Annotated in this window: 25 protein-coding genes; 14 read left to right on the forward strand and 11 right to left on the reverse strand. The window is 71.7% G+C overall.

Features of this window, described 5'->3' with window-relative positions; genetic code table 11:
- Positions 1 to 189: 189 nt before the first annotated feature.
- Positions 190 to 1128 (forward strand): hypothetical protein, encoded by a 939-nt coding sequence (locus tag ABZV42_RS09840; protein ID WP_356051493.1) that lies wholly within the window; start codon positions 190 to 192, stop codon positions 1126 to 1128.
- A 292-nt stretch (positions 1129 to 1420) separates the two neighbouring features.
- Positions 1421 to 1969: a PH domain-containing protein gene (locus ABZV42_RS09845; RefSeq protein WP_356051495.1), complete on the forward strand. Its 549-nt coding sequence runs from the start codon at positions 1421 to 1423 to the stop codon at positions 1967 to 1969.
- A gap of 230 nt (positions 1970 to 2199) precedes the next feature.
- On the opposite strand, the gene ABZV42_RS09850 is transcribed toward ABZV42_RS09845, so the two are convergent.
- The 9 genes from ABZV42_RS09850 to ABZV42_RS09890 all read right to left on the reverse strand — a co-directional run bounded on the left by ABZV42_RS09850 (position 2200) and on the right by ABZV42_RS09890 (position 7653).
- A complete protein-coding gene (locus ABZV42_RS09850; RefSeq protein ID WP_356051497.1) occupies positions 2200 to 4320 on the reverse strand; it encodes an FtsK/SpoIIIE domain-containing protein in 2121 nt (706 codons plus the stop codon).
- Positions 4321 to 4406: 86 nt separating this feature from the next.
- The gene (locus ABZV42_RS09855) at positions 4407 to 4742 is read right to left on the reverse strand and encodes a hypothetical protein (RefSeq protein WP_356051499.1); all 336 of its coding nucleotides are present in this window, start codon (positions 4740 to 4742) and stop codon (positions 4407 to 4409) included.
- 2 nt (positions 4743 to 4744) lie between these two features.
- Positions 4745 to 4954, reverse strand: coding sequence for a hypothetical protein (locus ABZV42_RS09860; RefSeq protein WP_356051501.1), 210 nt, complete (start codon positions 4952 to 4954; stop codon positions 4745 to 4747).
- 82 nt (positions 4955 to 5036) lie between these two features.
- Complete coding sequence (locus ABZV42_RS09865) at positions 5037 to 5345, reverse strand: hypothetical protein (RefSeq protein WP_356051503.1); 309 nt, start codon at positions 5343 to 5345, stop codon at positions 5037 to 5039.
- The gene (locus tag ABZV42_RS09870; RefSeq protein ID WP_356051504.1) at positions 5342 to 5515 is read right to left on the reverse strand and encodes a hypothetical protein; all 174 of its coding nucleotides are present in this window, start codon (positions 5513 to 5515) and stop codon (positions 5342 to 5344) included. Before ABZV42_RS09870 ends, ABZV42_RS09865 begins: the two co-directional genes overlap by 4 nt.
- A gap of 5 nt (positions 5516 to 5520) precedes the next feature.
- Positions 5521 to 6762, reverse strand: coding sequence for a hypothetical protein (locus ABZV42_RS09875; RefSeq protein ID WP_356051506.1), 1242 nt, complete (start codon positions 6760 to 6762; stop codon positions 5521 to 5523).
- Positions 6759 to 6953: a hypothetical protein gene (locus ABZV42_RS09880; RefSeq protein ID WP_356051508.1), complete on the reverse strand. Its 195-nt coding sequence runs from the start codon at positions 6951 to 6953 to the stop codon at positions 6759 to 6761. The genes ABZV42_RS09875 and ABZV42_RS09880 overlap by 4 nt, the downstream gene beginning before the upstream one ends.
- Positions 6950 to 7327, reverse strand: coding sequence for a hypothetical protein (locus ABZV42_RS09885; RefSeq protein WP_356051510.1), 378 nt, complete (start codon positions 7325 to 7327; stop codon positions 6950 to 6952). The genes ABZV42_RS09880 and ABZV42_RS09885 overlap by 4 nt, the downstream gene beginning before the upstream one ends.
- Positions 7324 to 7653 (reverse strand): hypothetical protein, encoded by a 330-nt coding sequence (locus tag ABZV42_RS09890; protein WP_356051512.1) that lies wholly within the window; start codon positions 7651 to 7653, stop codon positions 7324 to 7326. Before ABZV42_RS09890 ends, ABZV42_RS09885 begins: the two co-directional genes overlap by 4 nt.
- A 236-nt stretch (positions 7654 to 7889) precedes the next feature.
- Here ABZV42_RS09890 and ABZV42_RS09895 point away from each other — a divergent pair, with 236 nt between their 5' ends.
- The 4 genes from ABZV42_RS09895 to ABZV42_RS09910 all read left to right on the forward strand — a co-directional run bounded on the left by ABZV42_RS09895 (position 7890) and on the right by ABZV42_RS09910 (position 11186).
- Positions 7890 to 8300: a hypothetical protein gene (locus tag ABZV42_RS09895; protein ID WP_356051514.1), complete on the forward strand. Its 411-nt coding sequence runs from the start codon at positions 7890 to 7892 to the stop codon at positions 8298 to 8300.
- A gap of 298 nt (positions 8301 to 8598) precedes the next feature.
- Entirely contained in the window at positions 8599 to 8826 is a 228-nt protein-coding gene (locus ABZV42_RS09900) for a hypothetical protein (RefSeq protein WP_356051516.1), read from the forward strand.
- A 132-nt stretch (positions 8827 to 8958) separates the two neighbouring features.
- Positions 8959 to 10029 (forward strand): ATP-dependent DNA ligase, encoded by a 1071-nt coding sequence (locus tag ABZV42_RS09905; RefSeq protein WP_355982849.1) that lies wholly within the window; start codon positions 8959 to 8961, stop codon positions 10027 to 10029.
- 179 nt (positions 10030 to 10208) lie between these two features.
- Positions 10209 to 11186, forward strand: coding sequence for a DUF3048 domain-containing protein (locus ABZV42_RS09910; RefSeq protein ID WP_356051517.1), 978 nt, complete (start codon positions 10209 to 10211; stop codon positions 11184 to 11186).
- Positions 11187 to 11272: 86 nt separating this feature from the next.
- Here ABZV42_RS09910 and ABZV42_RS09915 read toward each other — a convergent pair whose 3' ends face one another.
- Positions 11273 to 11737, reverse strand: a complete 465-nt coding sequence (locus ABZV42_RS09915) for a MarR family transcriptional regulator (RefSeq protein WP_355982845.1) — start codon at positions 11735 to 11737, stop codon at positions 11273 to 11275.
- Positions 11738 to 11977: 240 nt separating this feature from the next.
- Between ABZV42_RS09915 and ABZV42_RS09920 the strand changes: the two genes are divergently transcribed.
- The 7 genes from ABZV42_RS09920 to pcaD are packed head-to-tail and all read left to right on the forward strand — an operon-like array spanning position 11978 to position 18447.
- Positions 11978 to 12760: a CoA transferase subunit A gene (locus ABZV42_RS09920; protein ID WP_355982844.1), complete on the forward strand. Its 783-nt coding sequence runs from the start codon at positions 11978 to 11980 to the stop codon at positions 12758 to 12760.
- The gene (locus ABZV42_RS09925; RefSeq protein ID WP_355982842.1) at positions 12760 to 13407 is read left to right on the forward strand and encodes a CoA transferase subunit B; all 648 of its coding nucleotides are present in this window, start codon (positions 12760 to 12762) and stop codon (positions 13405 to 13407) included. The genes ABZV42_RS09920 and ABZV42_RS09925 overlap by 1 nt, the downstream gene beginning before the upstream one ends.
- On the forward strand, positions 13404 to 14606 hold the full coding sequence (locus tag ABZV42_RS09930; RefSeq protein WP_356051519.1) for a thiolase family protein: 1203 nt from the start codon (positions 13404 to 13406) through the stop codon (positions 14604 to 14606). The genes ABZV42_RS09925 and ABZV42_RS09930 overlap by 4 nt, the downstream gene beginning before the upstream one ends.
- 10 nt (positions 14607 to 14616) lie before the next feature.
- A complete protein-coding gene (gene pcaH, locus ABZV42_RS09935; RefSeq protein ID WP_355982838.1) occupies positions 14617 to 15393 on the forward strand; it encodes a protocatechuate 3,4-dioxygenase subunit beta in 777 nt (258 codons plus the stop codon).
- Entirely contained in the window at positions 15390 to 15959 is a 570-nt protein-coding gene (pcaG, locus tag ABZV42_RS09940; RefSeq protein WP_355982836.1) for a protocatechuate 3,4-dioxygenase subunit alpha, read from the forward strand. Before pcaH ends, pcaG begins: the two co-directional genes overlap by 4 nt.
- Complete coding sequence (gene pcaB / locus ABZV42_RS09945) at positions 15956 to 17305, forward strand: 3-carboxy-cis,cis-muconate cycloisomerase (protein ID WP_356051521.1); 1350 nt, start codon at positions 15956 to 15958, stop codon at positions 17303 to 17305. Before pcaG ends, pcaB begins: the two co-directional genes overlap by 4 nt.
- On the forward strand, positions 17302 to 18447 hold the full coding sequence (gene pcaD / locus ABZV42_RS09950) for a 3-oxoadipate enol-lactonase (RefSeq protein WP_355982832.1): 1146 nt from the start codon (positions 17302 to 17304) through the stop codon (positions 18445 to 18447). Before pcaB ends, pcaD begins: the two co-directional genes overlap by 4 nt.
- A 30-nt stretch (positions 18448 to 18477) precedes the next feature.
- Here the strand turns inward: pcaD and ABZV42_RS09955 are convergent, their stop codons facing one another.
- A complete protein-coding gene (locus ABZV42_RS09955; protein WP_355982830.1) occupies positions 18478 to 21144 on the reverse strand; it encodes an AAA family ATPase in 2667 nt (888 codons plus the stop codon).
- A gap of 647 nt (positions 21145 to 21791) precedes the next feature.
- Between ABZV42_RS09955 and ABZV42_RS09960 the strand changes: the two genes are divergently transcribed.
- Positions 21792 to 22823, forward strand: coding sequence for a DUF2510 domain-containing protein (locus tag ABZV42_RS09960; protein WP_356051523.1), 1032 nt, complete (start codon positions 21792 to 21794; stop codon positions 22821 to 22823).
- Positions 22824 to 23063: the final 240 nt, after the last annotated feature.

Genomic DNA, 23063 nt, shown 5'->3' on the forward strand with positions numbered 1-23063 from the left:
CGTTGGTGAAGGCGTGAGGCGCAGTGTGCTGGGGTGGGAGACGGTGTGTGGGGTCTTCAGCGGAATTGACGCCTACGAGTGACGGGGGTCGGCCTCTCTGCTGGGGCGCGCCGCGTCCCCGGTTGGGTAGCAACGCCCCAGCCGTTATCGGCATGACACGACAGATGCCGGATGCTTACCGTTCTGCGCATGAACGACGTCATGCCCGAGGGCGAGACCGTACGCCTCTTCACCGTTCCGATCACTGAGGAGTTCGCGAACGAAGCCGCCGCGATCCTCGAGCGGTACCGCGAACTTGCCGACGACGCACTCCGCGTGAAGGATCCCGAAGCCTTCGACAAGAACGCCAACTCCCCATTCCACAAGGAGGCCGCTGAGATCGAGGCGCTCGGCGAGCCGCTGCGGAGCGAGCGCGGAAGCCTTCATGGCCTGCTGCTCGAGATTGCGGACACTACGAAAGACAACGCACTCGACCACGTGCGTGCGTTGGAGCACGACCTTCTCATGCAGCCACCCCCCGTCTGGTCGCCGCTCACGCTCGCACGCGTCGTCATGGAGGGCGTGCTCTTCTCCGAGTACCTCTTCGATCCCGCCATTCCCCTGAACCGGCGCCTTGCCCGGCTGGCAGGAATCTGGAGGACCGACGCGACGTATGTACAGAAGCAGGCCGAAGCCCATGGGCAGGATCCTGCCGAGGCACGCCAGATGCTGGACTACGTCGAGGACGCCTTGCGGAAGTGCCAGGCCGTGGAGCGGCACAACAAGCCGGGAAAGCTGATCGGCTACAGCTTCGGCAGCGAGTCCGCGCCCCTGGACATCAACATCACAGAGCGCGCGGCCAAGGCCATGCCCTCGTGGCTGCCGGCGCCGTACAGGCTGACCTCGGGGGCAGCGCACAACCGTCCGTGGATGATCAACCGCGGGAAGGATTTGGCGGAGGGGGACGGCCTTGCGGGGGAGGCGGCGACGGTGATGGCGGCAGTCATGGTCGCGATGGGTTCAGTCGAGACGGTCATACGGGCCTTCGGTGGGTACTTCGGTGTGGATTTGAGCGAGGCGTTGCGGCAGATGGAGGAGGAGCGGACCGCGTTCCTGTACCGCGCAATCGCGATTGCTCACGCGGATTAGGGGCCCACAGCCGCTGGCCCGTCGGTCACCTCGTACCGACCTCATGCGTCCGGCGCCACACGTTGTGCGCCCGGCGTTCGAGGCGCAACCGCACCTTCTTCCCACGGCACCGCGGGCACGTTCTCGGCTCCCGAACAGCTTGATCTCCCGCCGCTGGCACATCAGTTGATGTCGTACGGCACAGGTCGGGCGATACTCGCAGATCAGAGGGGTCAGATGCGAGGAGGAGGCAGGCGCGTGAAGTCTCGAACCGGTCTGTACGATCCGGGCACAAAGTGAGAGGGGGGACGTCATGGTGACGTTCAACGTAAGACCGGACATCGACGCTGCTGCCGCGAGGCTGAGCAGCACCTTCGGGGCGAAGCGGGAGATCGAGAGACTGCCTTCGGTGCTGTGGGAGGGCGAGACGGTTGAAATGCTCGCCAAAGGGCACTACGCCGGCGGTATCGGGCTGATCGCGATGACCAACCTGCGGCTGATCTTCTACAAGAACGGGATCATGCAGCAGACGGTCGAGGACTTCCCCTACGGGAAGATCTCCTCGGTGCAGTGGCAGGGCGGCATGCTCACGGGCACGCTCACGGTGTACACCTCGGGCAACCGGGCGGACATCCAGAACGTGCTGAAGAACGATGGCAAGATTCTGGCGGACGACCTGCGCCGCCACATTGCGCAGGGAACGGCCCCGGGCGCAGCGCCTGCGAGCCCGGCGGTAGCTGCGCCGACGGCTGGGCCGGACGTCGCAAGCCGCCTGGCCACACTCGACCAACTGCGAGGCCAGGGCCTCGTGTCGGATGAGGAGTACACCCAGCGGCGCACGCAGATCCTCGACAGCCTGTAGGCCTGCCAGTGCAACGAAGCCCCGGCCAGGGGGACCGGGGCCGGGGCTTCGTCTTGTGTTCGTGGTGTCGCTGGCGGACCCGGTCGCGGAGACCGATTCCAGGGCTGTTGGAGCCTCTCGGGCCGGGGGTCGAAACTCGAAACTTCCCAGCTCGGGGCCGATATCGGGGGCGAAACCGGTTTCGGATCAAGGTGAAACCACAGGCTTGATCCGAAACCGGCTCAGAGGGTCTATTCGCCGTCCTCGGCGGCGGGTAGATCGGCGTAGCGGAGGCCCTTGGCGCCGCCGCAGCACTCCCGGATGGTGAGCTGTCGGGTGGCGGCCTTGAAGGGCTTCAAGGCCGCGCTCAGGGCGGTGGAGGCACCGGCGGCGTCCATCTCGGTCCACGGCCGGTACAGGTCGGCCCGGTACGCGGCGAGGGCCTCGACGAGCCGGTGCGAGTGGACGGTCTCGACTCCGTCCGGCCAGATCGCACGGACGTGGTCGACGACGGTCTCGACGTCCTGCTCCTCGACTGTGGCGCCGACGGCCTGACCGGTGAGGGTGCCGGCGGCGGTGCGGAGCGCGAGGGCGCGCTTGCCAATGTCCTCGGCCTCGGTCTGCTTGATGAACGCGGCCCGGACGGTGATGCCTTCACGGCCGCGGGCGAGGATGCCGGTTCCCTGCTCGTCGATGCTGATGTCGGTGGCGCGCAGGCCGCGGTCGTAGGCGCCGGTGCCGAGGACGTTGTTGTTGGCGCGCCAGTCCATGACGGCGAGGCACAGGCGGGTGCCGACGCTGCTGGAGACGCTGGAGGGCAGGGACGGGGCGTCAGGGTTCTGGGTGAGCAGGATGAGGATGAGGCCGTAGGCGCGGCCTTTCTTGATCAGGCGGGTGGCGAGGGCGCCAGCCTCTTCCTTGTAGTCGGCGTGAGTGAACAGCTCCTGCACTTCGTCGATGACGATGACGCGCGGGCCGAGCTGCTGCTCGGGGTACTTCTCGGCGAGCGCGCGGGTGACGCGGCGGCCATCGGGAACTTCGGAGGCGGGCAGGCCCTTGATGAACTTGGCGCGCCGCTGATACTCGGCGATCCCGGAGCGCATGCCTGCCATGGCGGCCTCGAGGTCAGGATCGTCGTCGCCGGATACGTACCGGTGACAGACGGGCTTGACGGCGTCGAGGTCGCCGGAGCCCTTCAACTCATAGATCCACAGTTCGGCGGTGGGGTCGAGGGCGACGCCGAGAACGATGGCGAGCGCGCAGCTCGTCTTGCCGGAGCCCGGGATGCCGCCGACCAGCAGGTTCGAGTACATGAGGGTGATGTCGATCAGGTTGCCGCGCGGGTCGAAGCCGTAGGGGAGCGGCTCGTACACGTCCGCGGTGCCCTGCTTCATGAGGGGCCACAGCTTGCGGCCGGACTTCGCGGGGTCGCGCTGGGCGACCCAGAGCATGAGGCGACCGGGGTGGGCGGTGCGGTCGGCTTCGGGCCACACGGTGCTGATGGGGCGTCGCATCGCGGCGGCGAGCGCGGCGCGCTTCTCCAGGACGGCGGTGGCCTCGATTCCCGGGGGCAGGTCGACCTCGGCGCGCCAGCCGGGCCCGTCGCGCATGACCTCGGCGGCGAACTCGACGCCGCGGCGGCCCTTCTTGCCCTCGATGCCGATCGCGGCGAGCGCGTCGAGGACCTCGGTGGAGTCGAGGCGGCGCAGCACGTTGGTGGCGACGTAGCGGGTGACCAGCGGTTTGCCGTCGCGCTTCTTGCCGTTGAGGCCGACGAGGGTGGCGGCGGCGAGGGTGGCGGTGAGCGTCCAGCCTGGAGCGAGGAAGCAGCCGGCCAGAGTGGTGATACCGGTGGCCGTGGCGACGGCCACGGAGGCGGTACGGCGCGGGCGGACGCGGCGGGAGTGCTCACGGGACAGGGTGAGCCAGGCGTCGATGTCCGCAGATGCGGCCGCCTTGGCCTCGACGGGCCGGGCTTCGGTGTCGGCGACCCACTTGCCCCAGCGCAGGACCATGCGGGCGAGGCCGCGGGGTGCGCGGGTGAGCAGGCGCAGGGCGTAGACGGGCAGGCGGACGGTGTGGAAGGCGGTGACGTGGCCGTAGTAGGAGGCGGTCCAGCGGGCTGCGGTGGCGAACTCGGTGGCGTTGCGCAGGAAGGTGGGGACGACGGGCGGGGCGTCGGCGAGGTAGGCCTGTCGTTCGGCGATCCAGGTGCCGGCCGGGGCCTGCTCGGCGGGCGGGTCGACGGGGCGGGGCTCGGCGTCCGGGACGACGTCGATGATGGTCTCGGTGAGGGTGTCCTTGGCGTCCTCGGTGAACGCGTGGGCGTCCGGGGGGATGTCCTTGTGGAGCTGGATCACGTTCTCGGTCATGCTGTTCGGGTCCTGCCTCTCGGTGAGGTGTGGGACGCCCGGGGTGGCCGGCTTCCTGGTCGGTGGACGGCCACCCCGGGGCGCGGCTATCGGTAGCGGCGTAGCTCGCCCTCGATGCGGCGGCCGGCCTGCTCGTGGTCCTGCATCTGCCGACGCGCGGTGGCACGCTCCTGACCGCTGCTGGTCCGCATGGTCACGCGGGCGCTGGCCGCGGACCGGCGGGCTTCGCTCAGGCGGCGCTCCAGCTCGGCGACCTCGGCCTTACCGCGCTCCTCGGCGCGCTCGCCGATCCGCTCGGCCTCGCGCTTGATCCGGTCGTCGATGGTGTCAGCGTTGCGGTCGCCGGCCAACGACTGCTTGGCGGCCTTGAGGCTGAGCCAGGCCAGGCGGCGCTTCTCGCGGCTGGTGTATGAGGCGGGCATGGTCAGACCTCCCGGGTTACGCCGTCGGCGGGCGTGGCTTCGGCGATCAGCAGGTGGGTGCGGGCGATCGAGTCCCACAGAGTTCCGGCGGCGGCATACGGAGCGGCCTTGTGCGGGCCGTCGCCACGCGCCGCCTCCTCGGCCCACCCGGCGAGCCTCTCCGCCTTGGTGAGCGCCTCGTCCGCCAAGTTCAGGTGCGCTGCTCGGTGCATGGGTTCCTCCTGGTCACGGGCCGGGCTGTCCGGCCCCACCGCCCGACAGACATCCCGGAAGGACCTCTGTGGGACGGAAGGGTCAGCGGCCCTTGGAGAAGTCGCGCCATACCGACCGCAGGATGAGCAGGCAGGCGGTCGCGCAGGTTGCGCCGATGGCGATGGCCACGGCGAACAGGGCGCCGACCAGGCCGACGGAGACGACGACGCCACCGATGACAAGCCACTTCCGTGCGTCGAACTCCGGGCGAGCCGGGGCCGGCGGGGCGGGCTGCTGCTGGGTGGCCTGCTGCGCGGCGAGAACGGCGGCGACGATCCGGACGATGTCGGTGTTGTCGGCGGCCTCCGCGAGGGCGGCCTCCGCCTTGGCGAGCGGGTTGGGCTCGGTCATCGCGTCCACCTCCGAACACGGGGCAGGGACGCACGGGTCGCGAGGCCGAGCCCGAAAGCAGCCAGCACTGGCTTGGACAGGACCGCGGCGACGACCGCGAGAGCCAGGCCGAGGAGCTGCGGGTAGGCGAGCAGCAGGCCCGCCAGGGCGCCGAGGAGAAGCCAGCGCATGACCATCACCGTCCTTCCGGGGTGACCACTTGGCGGCGCAGCTCGGTGGCCTCGCGGCGGCTGAGTCCGAACTCGTCTTGCAGCTGAGGGATGGTCACCCGGCGGCCGGAAGTGGATGACCGGTCGCGGTCGAGGCGCTGCGCCCGCTTCAGCAGCTCAGCCGGGGTGATCGTGACCACCTGCGTGACCACCTGGCGGGGGGTCTCCACGGGTACGACGGCGGTCATCTTCGGAGCGTCGTCACTCTGGAGGCCGGCACCGGCGCTGGCGTCTTTCCAGTGCCAGGGCACGGAGTCGGGGATGACCACCTGCTGGCTCGGGCGGGAGACGAGCGGCAGCAGACGGACGCCGGCCGGGACGACCCGGGGCCGCGGCGCGGGCGGCAGTTCCTTCCGCTCCTCCGCGACCTGCTCGACGGTCACCTCGACGGCGTCCTCCCACGGCGAGGCAAGGTCGATCGTGGCCAGGGAGGCAGCGTGCCGGCGGGCGGCGAGCAGGTCGAGGAGCTTGTGCCTCTGCTCCTCGCTCGCCCCGGCCTGTGCCTTGCCCACGGCCACGGACAGGCGCCGGGACAGCCGGGTCCGGCCGCGGCCGGCGGGCGGGGTGTCGGCGAGCTTCGCGGCCAAGGCGACCGCCTTGACCGTCCACCGGTCCCGGGAGATCTGCTCGGCTGTGCGGTCGCGGACGGCGAGGCCGAGGCGGGACAGCAGCCGCTCACGGGCCTCGCGGGCGAGCAGCGCGGGCAGACTGCCCGAGTCGGTGCCGGGCTTGGTGTGCCGCAGCTCGATGCCCATGGCGAGGTGCCACAGCAGTGCGGCGAGGATCGGGCCGACGACGGCGCGGACGGTGCCGCCGACGATCCCGGACTCGGAGTAGGCGGGGATGACCTGCACGCCGGTGATGACCCAGACGAGGACACCGGGGGCGCCGGGCGTGCCCTGGGTGCGGAGGTTCTGGCGGGCCATCAGCGCGCAGGAGAAGAGGGCCAGTTCGGCGGCGAGGAACAGGGCGCTGCGTTCGCTGGTCGAGGTCATGCCGAGGCGGTTCTCGGCGAAGCGCCATGAGGTGTCGCCGCTGTAGGCGGTGCAGGCCATCGCGGCGACAGAGGCGACGAGGACGGCAGCCGGCGGGCGGGCGGTGGTCTTGCGGACGGCGCGGACGGCGAGCGTGACGGCGACGAGGAGCGTCACTGTGGCGCCGACGACGGCGGTCGGGTGGGCTGGTGCCCAGTGGAGTACGAGGTTCATGAGCCGACCTCCGGGGCGGCGGCGCGCACAACGCGGTGCGCGGCCAGCGTGGTGCCCTCGCGGTCGCTGCGCGCGGTCGCGTCGAGCAGCGCAGCCATGAGGGCGGGGACAGGCGGGAGTGGCCGGGCCGACCGGGCGGCCGCGCGGATGGCGGCCGCCTCGGTCGGGCGGCGGACGGGGCCGCGCCTCACTCGGTGTTCTCCGAGCGGATGGCGGCCAGCTTGTCGGCGAGGTCGCGGAGGACGTCGGAGAACCGGTCGAGGTCGGCGGCCAGGGTGTACAGCTCGGTGGGGTCGAGGGTCTCGCCGAGCGGGGAGATGGAGACGCCGGGTGTCGGGCCGCCGAGGTGCGGGTCGGGGAGACTGGCGAAGGGGGACTGCACCAGCTCGGCGGTGAGAAGGGTGGCGCCGCGGTGGGTACAGGCGCGGGTGGGGCCGGAGTGGATGAGGTCGACGTGCTGCGTGCGCGGGTCGTGGCTGGCGTGCCCTGCGCACCACCAGGGCTCGGGCAGGGTGACGTCGCCGTGGTCGGCGGTGGCCAGGGTAACGATGCGGGGCTCGGTCACTCGCCCTCCCCAGTGGGCAGGGTGACTGCCTCGGCCCAGGTCTTGCCCTCGGCGATGCCGGCGCGGGCCTGGTCGGTGGTGACGTAGCCGGTCGCCGGGTGCAGGGCCAGCTGCTCGCGCAGGTAGGCGGTCGTCCACTCGGTTTCCATCAGCGGCTTGTCGTCAAGGATCGAGCGGAGGGCCATCACGGCGTGCAGGACGCGCTGGTTGCGGATCCGGTCGCACACCTCGGCGTGGCCGATCGTTGCCGGGTGCGGGATGTCGAGGGCTTCGAGGACGGCGGCGAGCAGGCCGCGGATGGGCTCGGGGATGTCGGTGTGCGTCATCGGGTCACCTGCTTGGCGCGGACGCGGCGCAGGGCCTCGTCCATGTTCGGGTCGGAGTCGCCGCGGCGGATGACGGGGGCGGAGATCAGGCGCCGACCGGGGGCTGCCTTGGTCACGATGGGCGGTGTGACGGTGGGGGCTAGGCTGGTAGGCAAGGTCGTTTCTCCCCAGGTTGTGGCGGGGTTCGGCCCTAGGCCCCGGCGGGTGCTCGCTACACCTGCCGGGGCCGTCTGCTTGTGCAGGGCCGTGGGGCGGAGAGCGGGTTAGGCGGTGAGGGCCGGGACGTCGACGCGCTCGACTTTGAGGGACGACGCGGACTGCTTCATCGGGACCGGGCCGAGGCCGAGGCGCTCGTAGGTGGCGCGGATCGCGTCGAGGTCGGCGGTCTGCCGGCTGCTCGGGGTGCGGGAGACGAGCCATCCGCCGTACAGGCCGGCCGGGAGGCGGTCGAGGAGCTTGCGGGTCTTGCGCTTGGCGCGGTCCGCGGTGCGGGCCTGGTCGGCAGCAGCCGCGAACTCGGCGGCGGCGGTCTCGATGGCCTCGACCTCCGGCAGCTGGTCGGCGGCGTAGACACCGGCCGGGTCCGGGGCGGTCTCCGTCTCGATGGTCTCCAGCTGCTGCGCCTCGACGAGGGCGGCGGGGGGTGACGAGCGAGCGGACCGCGTCGGCCACGGTGCCGAGCAGGCCGCGGACAGTGCGGGCGGTACGGGGGCTCATGAGAAGGTTGAGCATCGGTTCTCCCTGTTAGCGCAGGTGGATTCCGTAGGCCCTCGGCCGGTGTTGACGCACCGTCGGGGGCCGCTTGCGTTGTCGGGGCTGGTCTCCCTTGCCGACACCTCCACTCTAGGGAACATGATGTTCCCTCGTCAAGCATCACAGCCATAGACATTGACGCCTTCATAGGTAACATCATGTTCCATGACGACGGATGGAACACTGTGTGCCATGGATAAGCGATCACTGGCGCAGTTCGCGCAGCGCTTCAGGGATGCCGAGCAGCGGGCGGAGGTCCTGCGGCAGGAGCTGGCCGTGGCCATCCGTCAGGCGGACGTCGACGGCGTCGCGCAGAAGGACATCTGCGAGGCAACGGGGTACACCCGCCAGCAGGTTCGGCGGATCGTGCTCGCCAGCGATGCCGACACGGACAAGCCTGAGACGGCCACCGAGCCGTAGCCGGCGGGGCGGCCGTCTCACACTCGTCTCACAGTGCTGCCATCAGACGACCGCAAAAGCGCAGGAAGAACGGCGTCTGTCGGACGAACCGTGCAGCGCGCGGACACCATGGACGGCTCTTAGAGTCGAAGTATGGATCTGCCGGTGATGCCACCCGTGAAGCCGATGCTCGCCAAGTCCGTGGCGAAGATCCCGCCGGACATGCACTACGAGGCGAAGTGGGACGGCTTCCGGGCGATCGTGTTCCGCGACGGCGACGAGACGGAGATCGGCAGCCGCACCGGCAAGCCGCTGACCAGGTATTTTCCGGAGCTCGTCGAGGCCTTGCGGGAGCGGTTGCCGGAGCGCTGTGTGATGGACGGGGAGATCGTGATCGCCAGGGACGGCCGGCTCGACTTCGACGCGCTCACGGAGCGGATCCATCCCGCGGACTCACGGGTGCGGATGCTGGCCGAGAAGACCCCCGCCTCGTTCGTGGCCTTCGATCTGCTGGCGCTGGCCGACGAGTCGCTGCTCGACGTTCCGCTGGGCGACCGGCGCACCCTGCTGGTGACGGCGCTGTCCGGGGTGAGCGCGCCGGTGCACGTCGCACCCGCGACCACGGACCGCGAGGTGGCGCAGCGGTGGTTCGAGCAGTACGAGGGCGCGGGCCTCGACGGGGTCATGGCGAAACCCCTCACGCTGCCGTATCTGCGGGACGAGCGCGCCATGTACAAGATCAAGCACGAGCGGACGGCGGATGTCGTCGTCGCCGGCTACCGCTTCCACAAGAGCGGACCGGTCGTCGGCTCGCTGCTGCTGGGCCTGTACGACAGCGGAGGCACCCTCCAGCACGTGGGCGTGAGCGCCGCGTTCACGATGAAGCGGCGGGCGGAACTGGTGGAGGAGCTGGAGCCGCTGCGGCTGGAGGACGCGGCCGATCATCCCTGGGCGGCCTGGGCGCAGGAGTCGGCGCACGAGAGCGCCCGGCTGCCGGGCGCGCCGAGCAGATGGTCGGCGAAGAAGGACCTGTCGTGGATCCCGGTCCGGCCCGAGCGGGTGGCCGAGGTGGCGTACGACCACATGGAGAACGGCGTACGGTTCCGCCACACGGCCCGCTTCCGCCGATGGCGTCCCGACCGCACGGCCGAGAGCTGCACGTACGGACAACTGGAGGAGCCGGTCGGCTACGACCTGGCGGAGATCCTGGGGCCGAGCGGCTGACACGCGGGACGCGGAACCGCTTCCTCCGCGACTTCCGACGCGACCCCGTTCGATCTTGCACGGATCATCTCGCTGAGCCGACTTCTCGCTCGCCACGCGTAATCAGAAACGATCGGGTATGTCCACCGATGAACTGATGAACGCACAATCAATGGCACGGGAGAGGTGGCACGGTGGGCATGCGGAAGATGGTGCGGAGCGGGCGGGGCGCTTGGACGGCGGCGCTGCTGGCCGTCGCGGTGACGGGCTCGCTGATGACGGGCTGCACCTCGGGGGGCGGATCGCCGGACGACGGCCGGTCCCCGAGCCAGAGCCGGAGCCCGAGCGAGACCGGCACGGCGAACGCCGGTCCGGTGCTCGCCGTGAAGATAGACAACGCGCCCGACGCCCCCCCCCAGACGGGTCTCGACGCGGCGGACGTGGTGTACGCGGAGCAGGTCGAGGGCGGGCTGAGCCGGCTGATGGCGGTCTTCGCGAGCACCCTGCCCGCCGCGGTCGGGCCCGTGCGCAGCGCCCGCGAGTCGGATCTCGAACTGCTGAGACAGTTCCACGAGCCGACGCTCGCCTTCTCCGGGGCCCAGCACAAGCTGCTGCCGCTGATAGACGACGCGCCGCTGGTTCCCGAGCCTGCGGGGAAGGTGCCGGACGCCTGGTACCGGGGCACGGGCAAGGCCGCACCGCACAATCTGTATCTGCGTCCGCGGCGGCTGATGGACTCCGCGCCCGGCGACTCGGCGCTGACCACGGGCTTCCGTTTCGGCGCGGCGCCGACGGGCGGCACGCCCGAGACCTCCCGCACGGTCCGCTTCCCGTCCGCCCGCTTCACCTTCACCTGGTCCGCCGGCCGCGGGCGCTGGCTGGTGGCCATGGACGGCACGCCGACGGTGACGACCGACGGGAAGACGGTGGCCCCCGCCACGGTGGTCATCCAGAACGTGAAGGTGCACAACTCGAAGTACCACGACTTCCTCGGCAACAACACGCCGTTCACGGAGTCCGTGGGCTCGGGTACGGCCAAGGTGCTGCGCGACGGCCGCGTCTTCGACGCGAACTGGACCCGCCCCGAGGCGACCGGCGGTACACGGTTCACCACCCCGGACGGCGCGCCGATGAATTTCGCCCCGGGCCAGGTCTGGGTGGTCCTCGCCCAGGCGTGAGCCACCGTGCTCACCGCGGCGGGCGGAGGGGTTACCGAGCCACCCTGCTCACTGCGGCGGGCGAAGGGGGTCCGCGGCCACCGTGCTCACTGCGGCGCGCGGAGGGGTTCCGCGGGATTGCGGAGCCCCTCGGCGGCGTCCGAGACCCGCTGGATGAGGTCGAAGAAGAGGTGCTGTTCCTCGGTGGAGAGGGGAGCCAGGAAGACCTGGTTCATGCGCGCGGTGCGCACGGTGAGTTTGCGGTGGACGCGAAGCCCGTCGTCCGTGAGGCGGAGCAGGAAGCGCCGCCCGTCCTGCGGGTCGCGCACCTTGTCGAGCAGCGCGCGCCGCCCGAGCCTGCTGACGACCTCGGCGATCGTGGACCGGTCGAGCCCCACCCGCTCCCCCACCGTGCGCTGGTCGAGGCCGGGTTCGGCGACGAGCGCGTTCAGGACCGCGAACTGCGGCGAGGTGATCTCCTCGGAGACCATCGTGTTCCACAGCAGGTAGTGCGCCTGCTGGAGTCGCCGGGCCAGGTGCCCGGGGTGGGTGGAGAGGTCCACCGCGGCCATGTGCGCTCCTCGGGTCCGGTACGCGCCGGTGCGTCCAAAATCGTTGGTGCACTGAACAATACCGTCCTTCCCGGCGACTGTCCCACTTCCATGGACCTGATCGGATCTTCACATGAGGTCGCCTATCTGGAGCCTTGACGGACCGGAGTCCGGGTGGCAGCGTGTTGGGCACCTCGAAGAATTAATCAGTGCCCTGATTAATTTGAGGCGCCTGACACTCGGAGAGATGGGGCTTCACGGATGGACAAGGTGGTCGCCACCGCACTGGAGGCGGTGGCCGATGTACCGGACGGCGCGACACTGGCTGTCGGCGGATTCGGCCTCAGCGGTGTCCCGAACGTGCTGATCGAGGCTCTCCACGAGCGTGGCGTCCACGGGCTCGGGGTCGTCTCCAACAACTGCGGGGCCATGGACTCCGGGCTCGCCACCCTGCTCGCCGCCGGACGCATCGCCCGGGTCACCGGGTCGTACATCGGCGCGAACAAGGAGTTCGCCCGGCAGTACCTGGCCGGCGAGCTGGAGGTCGAGATGATCCCGCAGGGCACGCTGGCCGAGCGGCTGCGCGCCGGCGGCGCCGGGATCCCCGCCTTCTACACCCCCGCCGGAGTCGGCACCCAGGTCGCCGAGGGCGGACTGCCCTGGCGGTACGACGGCCACGGCGGCGTCACGCTGGCCTCCCCCGCGAAGGAGGTGCGCGAGTTCGACGGCACCCCGTACGTACTGGAGCACGGCATCCGCACCGACTTCGCCCTGGTACGGGCCGCGAAGGGTGACCGGCACGGCAACCTCGTCTTCAACAAGTCCTCCCGGAACTTCAACCCGCTCGCCGCGATGGCCGGCCGGGTGACAATCGCCGAGGTCGAGGAGCTCGTGGAGCCGGGCGGGATCGACCCGGACGCGGTGCATCTGCCGGGCATCTTCGTGCAGCGCGTCGTGGTCCTTACCCGCGAGCAGGCGGACGCCAAGATGATCGAGAAGCGGACCGTCTCGGTGTCCGCGGCCGGTGGAACGGTGGGCGAGTGATGGCCTGGAGCAGGGAAGAAATGGCCGCCCGCGCCGCGTGCGAGCTCACGGACGGCCAGTACGTGAACCTGGGCATCGGACTGCCGACACTGATCCCCAACCACCTCCCCCCGGGCGTCGAGGTGATCCTGGAGTCCGAGAACGGCATCCTGGGCACCGGCCCCTATCCGAGCGAGGACCAGGTCGACCCGGATCTCATCAACGCCGGCAAGGAGACCGTGACCGTCCTGCCGGGCGCCTCGTACTTCGACTCCGCGCTGTCCTTCGGGATGATCCGCGGCGGGCACATCGACGTCGCGGTGCTGGGCGCGATGCAGGTGTCGGCCGGCGGCGACCTCGCCAACTGGGCCGTCCCCGGCAAGATGATCACCGGCATCGGCGGCGCGATGGACCTCGTGCACGGGGCCCGGACGGTCATCGTCGTGATGACGCACACCGCCAAGGACGGCTCGCCCAAGATCCTCCGTGAGTGCGAGCTGCCCCTCACCGGGAAGGCCTGCGTGAACCGGATCATCACCGACCTGGGCGTCCTCGACGTCACCGCGGAAGGGCTGCTGCTGGTCGAGACCGCTCCGGGTGTCACGGCCGGGGAGATCCTGGCGAGGACCGCCGCCGAGGTCCGTGTCGCGGAAGGAATCCAGTCGTGAGGGACGTCTACATCGTCGACGCCGTCCGGACGCCGATCGGCAAGTACAACGGTTCGCTGGCCGCGGTCCGCCCGGACGACCTGGCGGCACACGCCGTCCGCGAACTCCTCGCCCGTACCCCGGACCTGGATCCGGCGCGGATCGACGACGTGTACTTCGGCAACGCCAACGGCGCGGGCGAGGAGAACCGGAACGTGGGCCGGATGGCCGCCCTCCTGGCCGGGCTGCCCACCTCCGTGCCGGGCGTGACCGTCAACCGCCTGTGCGCCTCCGGGCTCGAAGCCGTGATCCAGGCGGCCCGCGCCATCGCGCTCGGCGACGCCTCGATCGCCCTGGCCGGCGGCGTCGAGTCGATGACCCGCGCACCCTACGTGCTGCCCAAGAGCGAGCGGCCGTTCCCCGCCGGGCACGCCGAGCTGTACTCCACGACGCTCGGCTGGCGCATGGTCAATCCACGGATGGAACCGCAGTGGACCATCCCGCTCGGCGAGTCCGCCGAACTCATCGCCGACAAGCACCGGATCACCCGTGAGCGGCAGGACGAGTTCGCCCTCGCCAGTCATCGCAAAGCGGCCCGAGCACAGGCGGAGGGCCTCTTCGACACCGAGATCGCCCCGCTGTCCCTCCCCCGGCGCAAGGGTGACCCGATCCTGTTCGGCGCCGACGAATGCGTACGCGCCGACGCGTCCCTCGACGCCATGGCCCGGCTCGAACCCTCCTTCCGCACGGACCGGGGCACGGTGACCGCGGCCAACGCCTCACCCCTGAACGACGGTGCCGCCGCTCTGCTGCTCACCGACGCGGAGGGCCTCAGGGCCACCGGCCGCGAACCCCTTGCCCGGGTGTCCGCGACCGGCGTGTCCGCGACCGACCCGCAGTACTTCGGACTCGCCCCCGTCGAGGCCGTGAACCGGGCTCTGGCCAGGGCGGGCAAGGCATTTGACGACCTGTCCGTACTGGAACTGAACGAAGCCTTCGCCGCACAGGTCCTCGGATGCCTCGCCGAATGGCCCGAGTTCGACCCGGCGGTCCTCAATCCGCAGGGCGGCGCCATCGCGCTGGGCCACCCCCTCGGCGCCTCCGGTGCCCGGCTCGCCGGCACCGTCGCCCACCAACTCGCCCGCAAGGGCAGTGGAGTTGGCGTGGCCACCCTCTGCATCGGCGTGGGCCAGGGCCTCGCCCTCGCCCTCGAACGCTAGGAAGTCGACCATGGCTCTCACTCAGTCGGAGATCGACACCGAGATCAAGGATCTCCAGGACGCGTACGACAAGGCGGTGGCCGGCGGCGCGCCCGTGCGACACCACCCCGAGCGCGACTACGCCCCGTACCGCAGCTCACTGCTGCGGCACCCGAAGCAGCCGCTGGTCGCCGTGAGCGGCGCCGACCCGGAGACGGTCGAGCTGTCCGGCCCGGTCTTCGGCGTCACCGACATCACCGACGTGGACAACGACCTCACCCTCCAGCACCGCGGCGAGCCGATCGGCGAGCGGATCACCGTCTCGGGCCGGCTGCTCGACCGCGAGGGCGGTCCGGTACGCGGCCAGCTCATCGAGATCTGGCAGGCCAACGCCGCCGGCCGGTACGCCCATCTGCGCGAGCGGCACCCGGCACCGCTCGACCCCAACTTCACCGGCGTGGGACGGACTCTGACGGATGATCAGGGGTGGTACACGTTCACCACGGTGAAGCCGGGACCGTACCCCTGGGGCAATCACACCAACGCGTGGCGGCCCGCGCACATCCACTTCTCGGTCTTCGGCACCGCGTTCACCCAGCGGCTCGTGACCCAGATGTACTTCCCGGGCGACCCGCTCTTCCGCCACGACCCGATCCTGCGGTCCGTGACGGACGAGGCGGCCCGCGAGCGGCTGATCGCCGCCTACAACCATGAACTCTCACGGCCCGAGTTCTCCATGGGCTACGAGTGGGACATCGTCCTCGACGGTCCCTCCGCCACCTGGATCGAGGAAGGCCGTCCATCATGAGCGAACGCCCGCTCCCCACCCCCGCCCACACCATCGGCCCCTTCTACGGCCACGCGCTGCCCTTCCCCGGCGGCGACCGCATCGCGCCGCCGGGCCACCCCGGCACGATCACCCTGCACGGCCATGTCCACGACGGAGCGGGCACGCCCGTCCCCGACGCCCTGCTCGACTTCTGGCAGGCCGCACCCGACGGCTCGCTGACGGGCGCCCCGGGCTCACTGCGCCGGGACCCGTCCACGGGAGGCTTCCTCGGCCGCGACGGCGTCGGCTTCACCGGCTTCGGCCGGGTCGCCACCGACGCGGACGGCCACTACGCGCTGCGCACGCTGCCACCGGGCAACGCCGGGCCGCCGTACATCGCCGTGTGCGTGTTCGCGCGCGGCCTGACGCACCAGTTGTTCACCCGCGCCTATCTGGCCGACGGCACGGACCCGCTGCTCGACGCGCTGCCGGACGAGCGGCGCGCCACGCTGATCGCGACCGCGGGCCCGGACGCGACACGGACGTACCGTTTCGACATCCGCCTTCAGGGCGAGGGCGAAACGGTCTTCCTGGAGTTCCCGTGACAGCTGCCGACCCCGTCGCGACCGACACCGGTCTGCTCGCTCCCGGCCGGGCGGGCTCCCCCGCTTCGGCCGCGACGAGCGACAGCGCGTATCTGCGGGCCCTGCTCGACGCGGAAGCCGCGCTGACCCGGGCGCAGGCGTCGCTGGGGCTGGCCCCGGCCGAGGCCGCGACGGCGGTGACCCTCGCCGCCCGCGCCGCGGACTTCGACATCACCTCGATCGCGCTGCGCGCCCGGGGCGGCGGCAATCCTGTGATCCCCCTGGTCGCGGACCTGACGGCCGCCGTCGCCGCCGAGTACGCCCCGTACGTCCACCGGGGCGCGACGAGCCAGGACATCCTGGACTCGGCCACCATGCTCGTCGCCGCCCGCACCCTCCACGTGATCCTGGACGACCTGGACCGGACCGCGCACCACCTCGCCCGGCTCGCGGCGCGGCACCGGGACACCGTCCTGCCCGGCCGCACCCTCACCCAGCACGCGGTGCCGACGACCTTCGGGCTGAAGGCGGCGGGGTGGCGGTCGCTGGTGCTGGACGCCAGAGACCGGCTGCGGTCCGTACGGACCTCGCTGCCCGCCCAACTCGGCGGCGCGGCGGGCACCTTGGCCGCCTTCACGGCCTTCGGCGCGGACGACACCCGGGCACTGACCGCCGCGTACTCCCGCGAACTGGGCCTCGCCGAGCCCGTGTTGCCCTGGCACACCCTGCGCACACCGATCGCGGACCTGGCCGGAGCACTGGCGTTCACGGCCGGCGCGCTCGGCAAGACCGCCGCCGACGTGCTCACCCTCTCGCGCACCGAGATCGCCGAGCTGGCCGAGGGGACCGGCGGCGGTTCGTCCGCGATGCCGCACAAGTCGAACCCGGTACGGGCCACCCTCGTAGCCTCCGCCGCCCGGCGCGCTCCCCTGCTCGCGGCGACGCTGTACGGCGCGATGGCGGCCGAGGACGAACGGCCGGCCGGAGCCTGGCACGCCGAGTGGGAACCACTGCGTGATCTGCTGCGGCTGGCCGGCGGGGCGGCCCGCGACACGGCCGAACTGACCGAGGATCTACGGGTCGACGCCGTGGCCATGAGCGAACACCTGGGCCTCACGCACGGGTTGATCGTCTCGGAACGACTGGCCGCCGAACTCGCCCCGGTTCTGGGCCGGACGGCCGCCAGGGAACTGCTGACGCGAGCCGCCGCGCGGGCTGTCGATGAGCGGCGGCCGCTCGCGGACGTGCTCGGCGAGGAACCCGGTCTCGGGGGCCTCCCGGGTGTCGACCTCGCGGACCTCACCGACCCGACCCGTTACACGGGCTCCGCCGGAGTCCTCACCGACCGTGCCCTGGAGCGACGTTGACCGCGAACCTGCTCACCCATCACGCCGAGGGCTCCCCTTCCGCTCCCCCGCTGCTCCTCGGGCCCTCGCTCGGGACCTCGTACGCCCTGTGGGACAGGATCGCGCCCGAGCTGTCCGCCGGCCACCGGGTGGTGCGCTGGAACCTCCCCGGCCACGGCGGGTCACCGGCCGGTGCGATCGGCCCAGGGGCGACGGTCGCCGACCTGGCCGCGCTCGTGCTGGACCTGGCCGACTCCCTGGGCATCGGGCGTTTCGCGTACGCCGGTGTGTCGCTGGGCGGCGCGGTGGGCCTTCATCTGGCGGTCCATCATCCTGAGCGGATCTCGTCGCTCGCCGTCATCTGTTCCTCGGCCCACTTCAACGGCGCGAAGCCGTGGCAGGAGCGGGCCGAACTGGTCCGCCGCGAGGGTCTCGGGCCCGTCGCCGCGACCGCCGACGCCCGCTGGTTCACCCCCGGTTTCACCGTGCCGGAGCTGGTCCGGGACCACCGGGACGCCGACCCACAGGCGTACGCCGCCTGTTGTGACGCCCTGGCCGCGTTCGACATCCGGGACCGGCTGGCGTCGATCACCGTACCGACGCTGCTGATCGCCGGGCGCGAGGACCCCGCGACGCCGCCCGCGCATCTGCGGGAGATCGCGGACGCGGTGCGGGGCGCGGCGCTCGTGGAGATCCCGGGCGCCTCACACCTGGCACCCGCGCAGTGCCCGGAAGCCGTGCTGACCGCTCTGCGGGCGCATTTCTCGGGGGGAGTCGTCCGGCGGGGCATGGAGGTACGGCGTCAGGTTCTCGGCGACGAGCACGTGGACCGCGCGCAGGCGCGCCAGAGCCCGTTCACCGCCCCCTTCCAGGACTTCATCTCGCGCTATGCCTGGGGCGAGATCTGGACCGACACGACGCTGACCCGGCGCGAGCGCAGCATGATCACCATGACGGCGCTGGTGGCACACGGCCACCACGACGAGCTGGCGATGCATGTCCGGGCGGCCCGGCGCAACGGGCTCACTCCCGAGGAGATCGGCGCGGTGCTGTTGCAGACGGCGGTCTACTGCGGTGTCCCGGCCGCCAATTCGGCGTTCGCGGTGGCCCAGCGGGTACTGGCGGAGGAGGACACGCAGGACCCCGGCTCCCCGTCGGACTGACCGTGTGAAGGGCCCCGCGCGAGGAGCTCGTCACAGGCCCGTCAGTGCCGCCTCCGCCTTCGCCGCCAGGCCGTCCGCTCCACAGGTGCGTGCCAGGGTCAGGCCCTTGTTCAGTTCCATCACCGAACGGGACGCGATGCCGTACTCGATGCGGGCCGCCGCGTGTTCGTACTGGCAGGGGGAGGCCTCCAGGTAGGTGACCGCCTGGGCCGCCAGCCGGACCGCGCGCTGGCCGGTCTCGAGGGCGGCGGCGCACCGCAGCGCCTCGCCGATCGCCGTGTCGGTGCCGAACCGCTCGGCCTGGCGGCGGGCGTCACCGGCCAGGGCTGCGGCACGTGACGGGTCCTCGTTGGCGAGGGCCTTCGCGAGGTCGACGGCCCAGGGTGCGAGCACCGTGTTGTGGTGGCCCCGGGCGGCGGCGGCCTTCTCGGCCGCCTCCAGTTCGTTGACGCCCTCCTTGGTGCGGCCGAGGGCGAGCAGCAGGCGCCCGCGCACCGAGCGGGTGTCGGGAAGGACGATCGTGGTGGGGTACGGGGGCGCGAAGCCGTAGCGCTCGGCGATCTCCGCCGCCTGCTGGACGTGTCCGCGGGCCAGCAGGGTGTCGATGAGCCCGCAGGTCGCCGACCAGTACAGGGGCAGTCCGCGTCCGACCCGCTCCGCGAGGCGCAGCGATTCGCGCTGGTAGTGCTCCGCGTCGGCGAGACGGCCCCGCCTGCGGTGGGCGAGTCCGAGGTAGGCGTTGGCGAGGGAGAGGTGACCGCCGCTCCAGCCCGCCTTCACATAGGCGCGCAGGGCCTCGTTGAACAGGCTCTCAGCCCGGTCGAGCCTGTCCGTGTAGGCGTACGCGCTGCCCAGCATCAGCAGGAGTTCGACGCCCCACTCGGTGTCGGTCCAGCCGAGTCCGGGTGCGAGGCGGCCGTTGACGAGGGCGCGGTCGCAGAGTTCCACGACCTCCTCGGCGTTCTCGCCGCGGGTCATCGCGTCGAAGCCGCGCAGTATGAGCAAGGCGCGCTCGGAGTTGTCGCGCCCGGTGCAGGTCGTGACGAGTTCGGCGAGCCCGCTGGAGTGTCCGGCGCGCTCCTCGCCCGCGTGGATGCCCTCCCACATGTAGTGCACCGCCTGGAGCCGCATCCGGGCGGGCCCCGGCTCCAGCCGTTCCACCTCGGCGTCGACCGTGCGGACGGCCTCGTCCAGCTGGTTGTTGTGAAGCAGTGCCTGGGAGAGCCGGAAGACGGCGTCGACCCGCACGGTGTCCTCGAGTCCGGGCCGTTCGAGCGCGGCCCGCAGATGCCCGATGGTCGTGGACGGCGCGGTCAGCAGGGTGGCACAGCCCAGCTCGTAGAGCACCCGTGCGTGCACCTCGGGAAGGGGCGGCTCCTTCAGAGCGCGCTCCAGGCAGCGCCTGGCCGCGTCCGGGGCGCCGACGGCGAGGTGCTCGCGGGCGGCCTCGCGCATCTGATCCACGAGTTCGGGGTCGTCGTCCGGATGCACTTCGAGGAGATGGCGGGAGGCCGCGGCGGCGCCCCGTCCCGACTCGGTGACCGCCCAGGCCGCCTGACCGTGCATCGCGGTGCGCAGGGCGTCCGGGATCGAACGGTAGACCGCTGTCGCGATCAGCGGGTGCACGAACTCCAGCTCGCCGTCCGGCCAGTGGTCGTTGACGGGCCCGACCGCGGTCAGGATGCGGGCGGCGCCCAGCAGTTCGGCACAGCGGGAGGCCTCGTCGTCCGGCATTCCGGCGAGTTGGGCGGCGAGGTCGAGGGAGATCCCGGTGCCCAGGATGGCGGCCGCCCAGGCGAACCGGGTGGCGTCGATGCCGAGGCCTTCGAGGCGGGCGACGAGTCCGCGGCCGCGGGCGGAGCGGTTCAGGTCGCGTAGTTCGGCGGCCGAGCCCTCGACCGGGTCCAGTTCGCTGTCCTGGACCTTGGCGAGCAGCTCGACGGTCTCGTACGGGTTGCCGCCGGTGACCGCCCACACCTCACGGCAGAAGGGCGCGTCGGCGTGTTCGCCCAGCGTGGCGCGGGTGAGTCCCTCGGTGGCGCCGGGGGTCAGCGCGGTCAGGGTGGAGACCGGGCGGCCCACGGCGGCCACCGCGTCCAGCAGCCGGGCGCTCTCGCCGCTGACCCCGCCGGGCCTGCGTGCCACCACGACGAGGACGGACAGGTCGTCCAGGCGCTCGGTGAACGCGGCGAGCCAGCGCAGGGTCTCCTGGTCGGCCCAGTGGGCGTCGTCGATGAGCAGTACGAGCGGCCAGTCCCGCTTGGCGAGCCGCCGCACCGCGGCGACCAGGCCGTCGCAGACACCCTGCGGGTCGGGCTGGCGGTCACCGGGTTCGGCTATGCCGAGGGCGGGTCCTGCGATGTCGTACCAGTCGCCCAGATATTCGCGTGCCTCCTCCGGAAGCAGCGAGACGAGAGCCGGCTGGAGCAACTGCCGTACGACATTGAAGGGGACGGACGTGACGGTCTCGCCGCCGCGCGCCGACCACACGGCACAGCCGTTGCTCTCCGCGATCCTGCGCGCCTCGGCGAGGAGGGCGGTCTTTCCGAGACCCGCCTCTCCGCTGAGCACCAGCAGGGTGCCCGAGGTCGCGGAGTCCGCGCGCAGCGCGGTGATCGCCTCTTCGAGAGTGGCGACCTCGTCATCGCGCTCCCACAGGGAAGCCGAGGCGACCGTTCCTGGCCGAACCTCCGTCATCCCGCTACCTCCCCAGGTCGCCCAAACGACGTAACTGCCATGAGCCTAGCCTCCTGGAAGCCGTGGCGGAGCCGGGACCCGGCAGCAGTTGCCGGGACGGGTGACGGCGTTTTCGCGACGCCGCCCCCGCCGAACACCCCGCTGCCGACAGGGAAAGTGACAGTCAGTCAACTACTGGGAAAATGAAGGTAATTTTCCTCCTTCGTTCGCCGTCCCGGGACGCGGCCGGCCGATCCGCGGGCCTCACCGGTAAGAACCGGCACGAGCGCCCCCGCGCGCGACCGTGACCTGCGCGCCCTCCTCGCGCGCGCTTCGAGTGCCCCCTCTCGCGGAGCCCGCGGACATCCCGTCGAGCCCGTCGGAGCCGGCGGCCGCGACGGTCACCGCGCCCCGCCCGCTCCTCCCGGGAGCAGAACGGCCGGCCCGAGGAATCCGCGGGGTGTGCGTACCCCTGGCACTGGCGTTCTTCATCCGTACGGTGAGGTTCCGCGCCCGCGAGGACCCTGCCATCGACATGCGCGCGTCAAGAATGGGAGGGCGGCGCGGGGCCGGCCCCCGGGGACGCCGGACGGCACGCCGGGTCCCGGAGCCGGCTTCGGGGGGAACCCTCTCATCCGCCTTTCACCCTGGACTCATACGGTGGGCCCATGACGCAGGTGACTCCCCCCGGCTGGTATCCCGACCCCGGGCAGACAGATGACGCTCCCGCCGCCGAGCGCTGGTGGGACGGTAAGACATGGACGGACCAGGTCCGCCCCGTCGGATCGGCGGGCGCGTGGGGGCCCCCGACGTACCCGGCGGGGGCCGGACCCTATCCGGCGTACGCCCCGAGCGGTCCGCGGCGCGGGCTGCGCACGGGCATAGCCGTCGCGGCCGCGGTCGCCGTCCTCGCGGGGATCGGCGGCGGCGTGTACGCGCTGACCAGTGATGGCGGAGGCGGCGGAAGTACGGCTTCAGCCGACCCCGCCGGGCCGAACGGCCAGAGCGGACCGGGGGGACCCGGCGGCCTGGAGGGCGGCCCCAGCGGCGCGCCCGGGGGCTCCGGTGGCTCGGGCGGGTCCGGCGGCTCGGGCGGGTCCGGCGGCTCGGGCGGGTCCGGCGGGCAGACCCCGGCGCCCGGTGAGTCGGGGCAGCCGGGGACCGACCCCGGCTACGCCACGGACCTCTACAACGGCATCAGCATCCCGGTGCCCGACGGCTGGACCGGCCACAGCGGCGCGAGCGCGGCCGTGGTCTCCACCAAGGACACCTACAAATGCCCCGGCGACACCTCGCAGAACTGCCAGCGCGGCGGTGTCTACTCGGCCCCGGCGAGCGCGCAGAAGCTGAAGTCCACGACGGCGGAGGCGGCGGCGAAGGAGGACATCCCCAAGAGCGCCACCGAGGCGTACGGCACGGGCTACGGCTCGATCACCTCGCACACGGTGCTGGCCTCGAAGGCGGTCACCGTGGCCGGCGAGAAGGGCTATCTGGTGCGCTGGAAGGTCGTGACGAGCAAGGGTGACGACGGATACGTCGAGTCGCTCGTGTTCCCGTCCCCCGCCGACCCCGCCTCGCTGGTCGTCGTCCGCTTCGGCCTCGACGTCAGCTCCAAGGCCCCCCAGCAGTCGATCCTCGACACGATCACCAAGGGCATCAAGGTGGCACCCGGGGCCGGCGGCAACGGGCAGAACGTCTAGGGCGCCCTCTCCGTACCCCGGCCGTCCCTGGCGCCGGCCCCCGGCCTCGCCTCGACCTCCCGGCCCCGCCGGGACGGGACCGGACAGACCGGGCGGACCGGGCGGACCGGGCGGACCGGGCGGACCGGGCGGAGCAAACGGGCGGGACCGGCCGGAGCGGCCCCGAGCGGTGGAATTGGATCGGCCGGGTGGAGCCCCCCTCCGCTCAAGGGGAACCCCACCCGGCCGGGGGGTGTGCGC

Source organism: Streptomyces sp. NPDC005281 (genome assembly GCF_040607495.1).
Lineage (GTDB): Bacteria > Actinomycetota > Actinomycetes > Streptomycetales > Streptomycetaceae > Streptomyces.

What these genes read in the sequence shown, in the direction of transcription:
- ABZV42_RS09840 (WP_356051493.1), top strand. Translation starts at nt 190, where the DNA reads ATGAACGACGTCATGCCCGAGGGCGAGACCGTACGCCTCTTCACCGTT.
- ABZV42_RS09845 (WP_356051495.1), top strand. Translation starts at nt 1,421, where the DNA reads ATGGTGACGTTCAACGTAAGACCGGACATCGACGCTGCTGCCGCGAGG.
- ABZV42_RS09850 (WP_356051497.1), bottom strand. Translation starts at nt 4,320, where the DNA reads ATGACCGAGAACGTGATCCAGCTCCACAAGGACATCCCCCCGGACGCC.
- ABZV42_RS09855 (WP_356051499.1), bottom strand. Translation starts at nt 4,742, where the DNA reads ATGCCCGCCTCATACACCAGCCGCGAGAAGCGCCGCCTGGCCTGGCTC.
- ABZV42_RS09860 (WP_356051501.1), bottom strand. Translation starts at nt 4,954, where the DNA reads ATGCACCGAGCAGCGCACCTGAACTTGGCGGACGAGGCGCTCACCAAG.
- ABZV42_RS09865 (WP_356051503.1), bottom strand. Translation starts at nt 5,345, where the DNA reads ATGACCGAGCCCAACCCGCTCGCCAAGGCGGAGGCCGCCCTCGCGGAG.
- ABZV42_RS09870 (WP_356051504.1), bottom strand. Translation starts at nt 5,515, where the DNA reads ATGCGCTGGCTTCTCCTCGGCGCCCTGGCGGGCCTGCTGCTCGCCTAC.
- ABZV42_RS09875 (WP_356051506.1), bottom strand. Translation starts at nt 6,762, where the DNA reads ATGAACCTCGTACTCCACTGGGCACCAGCCCACCCGACCGCCGTCGTC.
- ABZV42_RS09890 (WP_356051512.1), bottom strand. Translation starts at nt 7,653, where the DNA reads ATGACGCACACCGACATCCCCGAGCCCATCCGCGGCCTGCTCGCCGCC.
- ABZV42_RS09900 (WP_356051516.1), top strand. Translation starts at nt 8,599, where the DNA reads ATGGATAAGCGATCACTGGCGCAGTTCGCGCAGCGCTTCAGGGATGCC.
- ABZV42_RS09905 (WP_355982849.1), top strand. Translation starts at nt 8,959, where the DNA reads ATGGATCTGCCGGTGATGCCACCCGTGAAGCCGATGCTCGCCAAGTCC.
- ABZV42_RS09910 (WP_356051517.1), top strand. Translation starts at nt 10,209, where the DNA reads ATGCGGAAGATGGTGCGGAGCGGGCGGGGCGCTTGGACGGCGGCGCTG.
- ABZV42_RS09915 (WP_355982845.1), bottom strand. Translation starts at nt 11,737, where the DNA reads ATGGCCGCGGTGGACCTCTCCACCCACCCCGGGCACCTGGCCCGGCGA.
- ABZV42_RS09920 (WP_355982844.1), top strand. Translation starts at nt 11,978, where the DNA reads ATGGACAAGGTGGTCGCCACCGCACTGGAGGCGGTGGCCGATGTACCG.
- ABZV42_RS09925 (WP_355982842.1), top strand. Translation starts at nt 12,760, where the DNA reads ATGGCCTGGAGCAGGGAAGAAATGGCCGCCCGCGCCGCGTGCGAGCTC.
- pcaH (WP_355982838.1), top strand. Translation starts at nt 14,617, where the DNA reads ATGGCTCTCACTCAGTCGGAGATCGACACCGAGATCAAGGATCTCCAG.
- pcaG (WP_355982836.1), top strand. Translation starts at nt 15,390, where the DNA reads ATGAGCGAACGCCCGCTCCCCACCCCCGCCCACACCATCGGCCCCTTC.
- ABZV42_RS09955 (WP_355982830.1), bottom strand. Translation starts at nt 21,144, where the DNA reads ATGACGGAGGTTCGGCCAGGAACGGTCGCCTCGGCTTCCCTGTGGGAG.
- ABZV42_RS09960 (WP_356051523.1), top strand. Translation starts at nt 21,792, where the DNA reads ATGACGCAGGTGACTCCCCCCGGCTGGTATCCCGACCCCGGGCAGACA.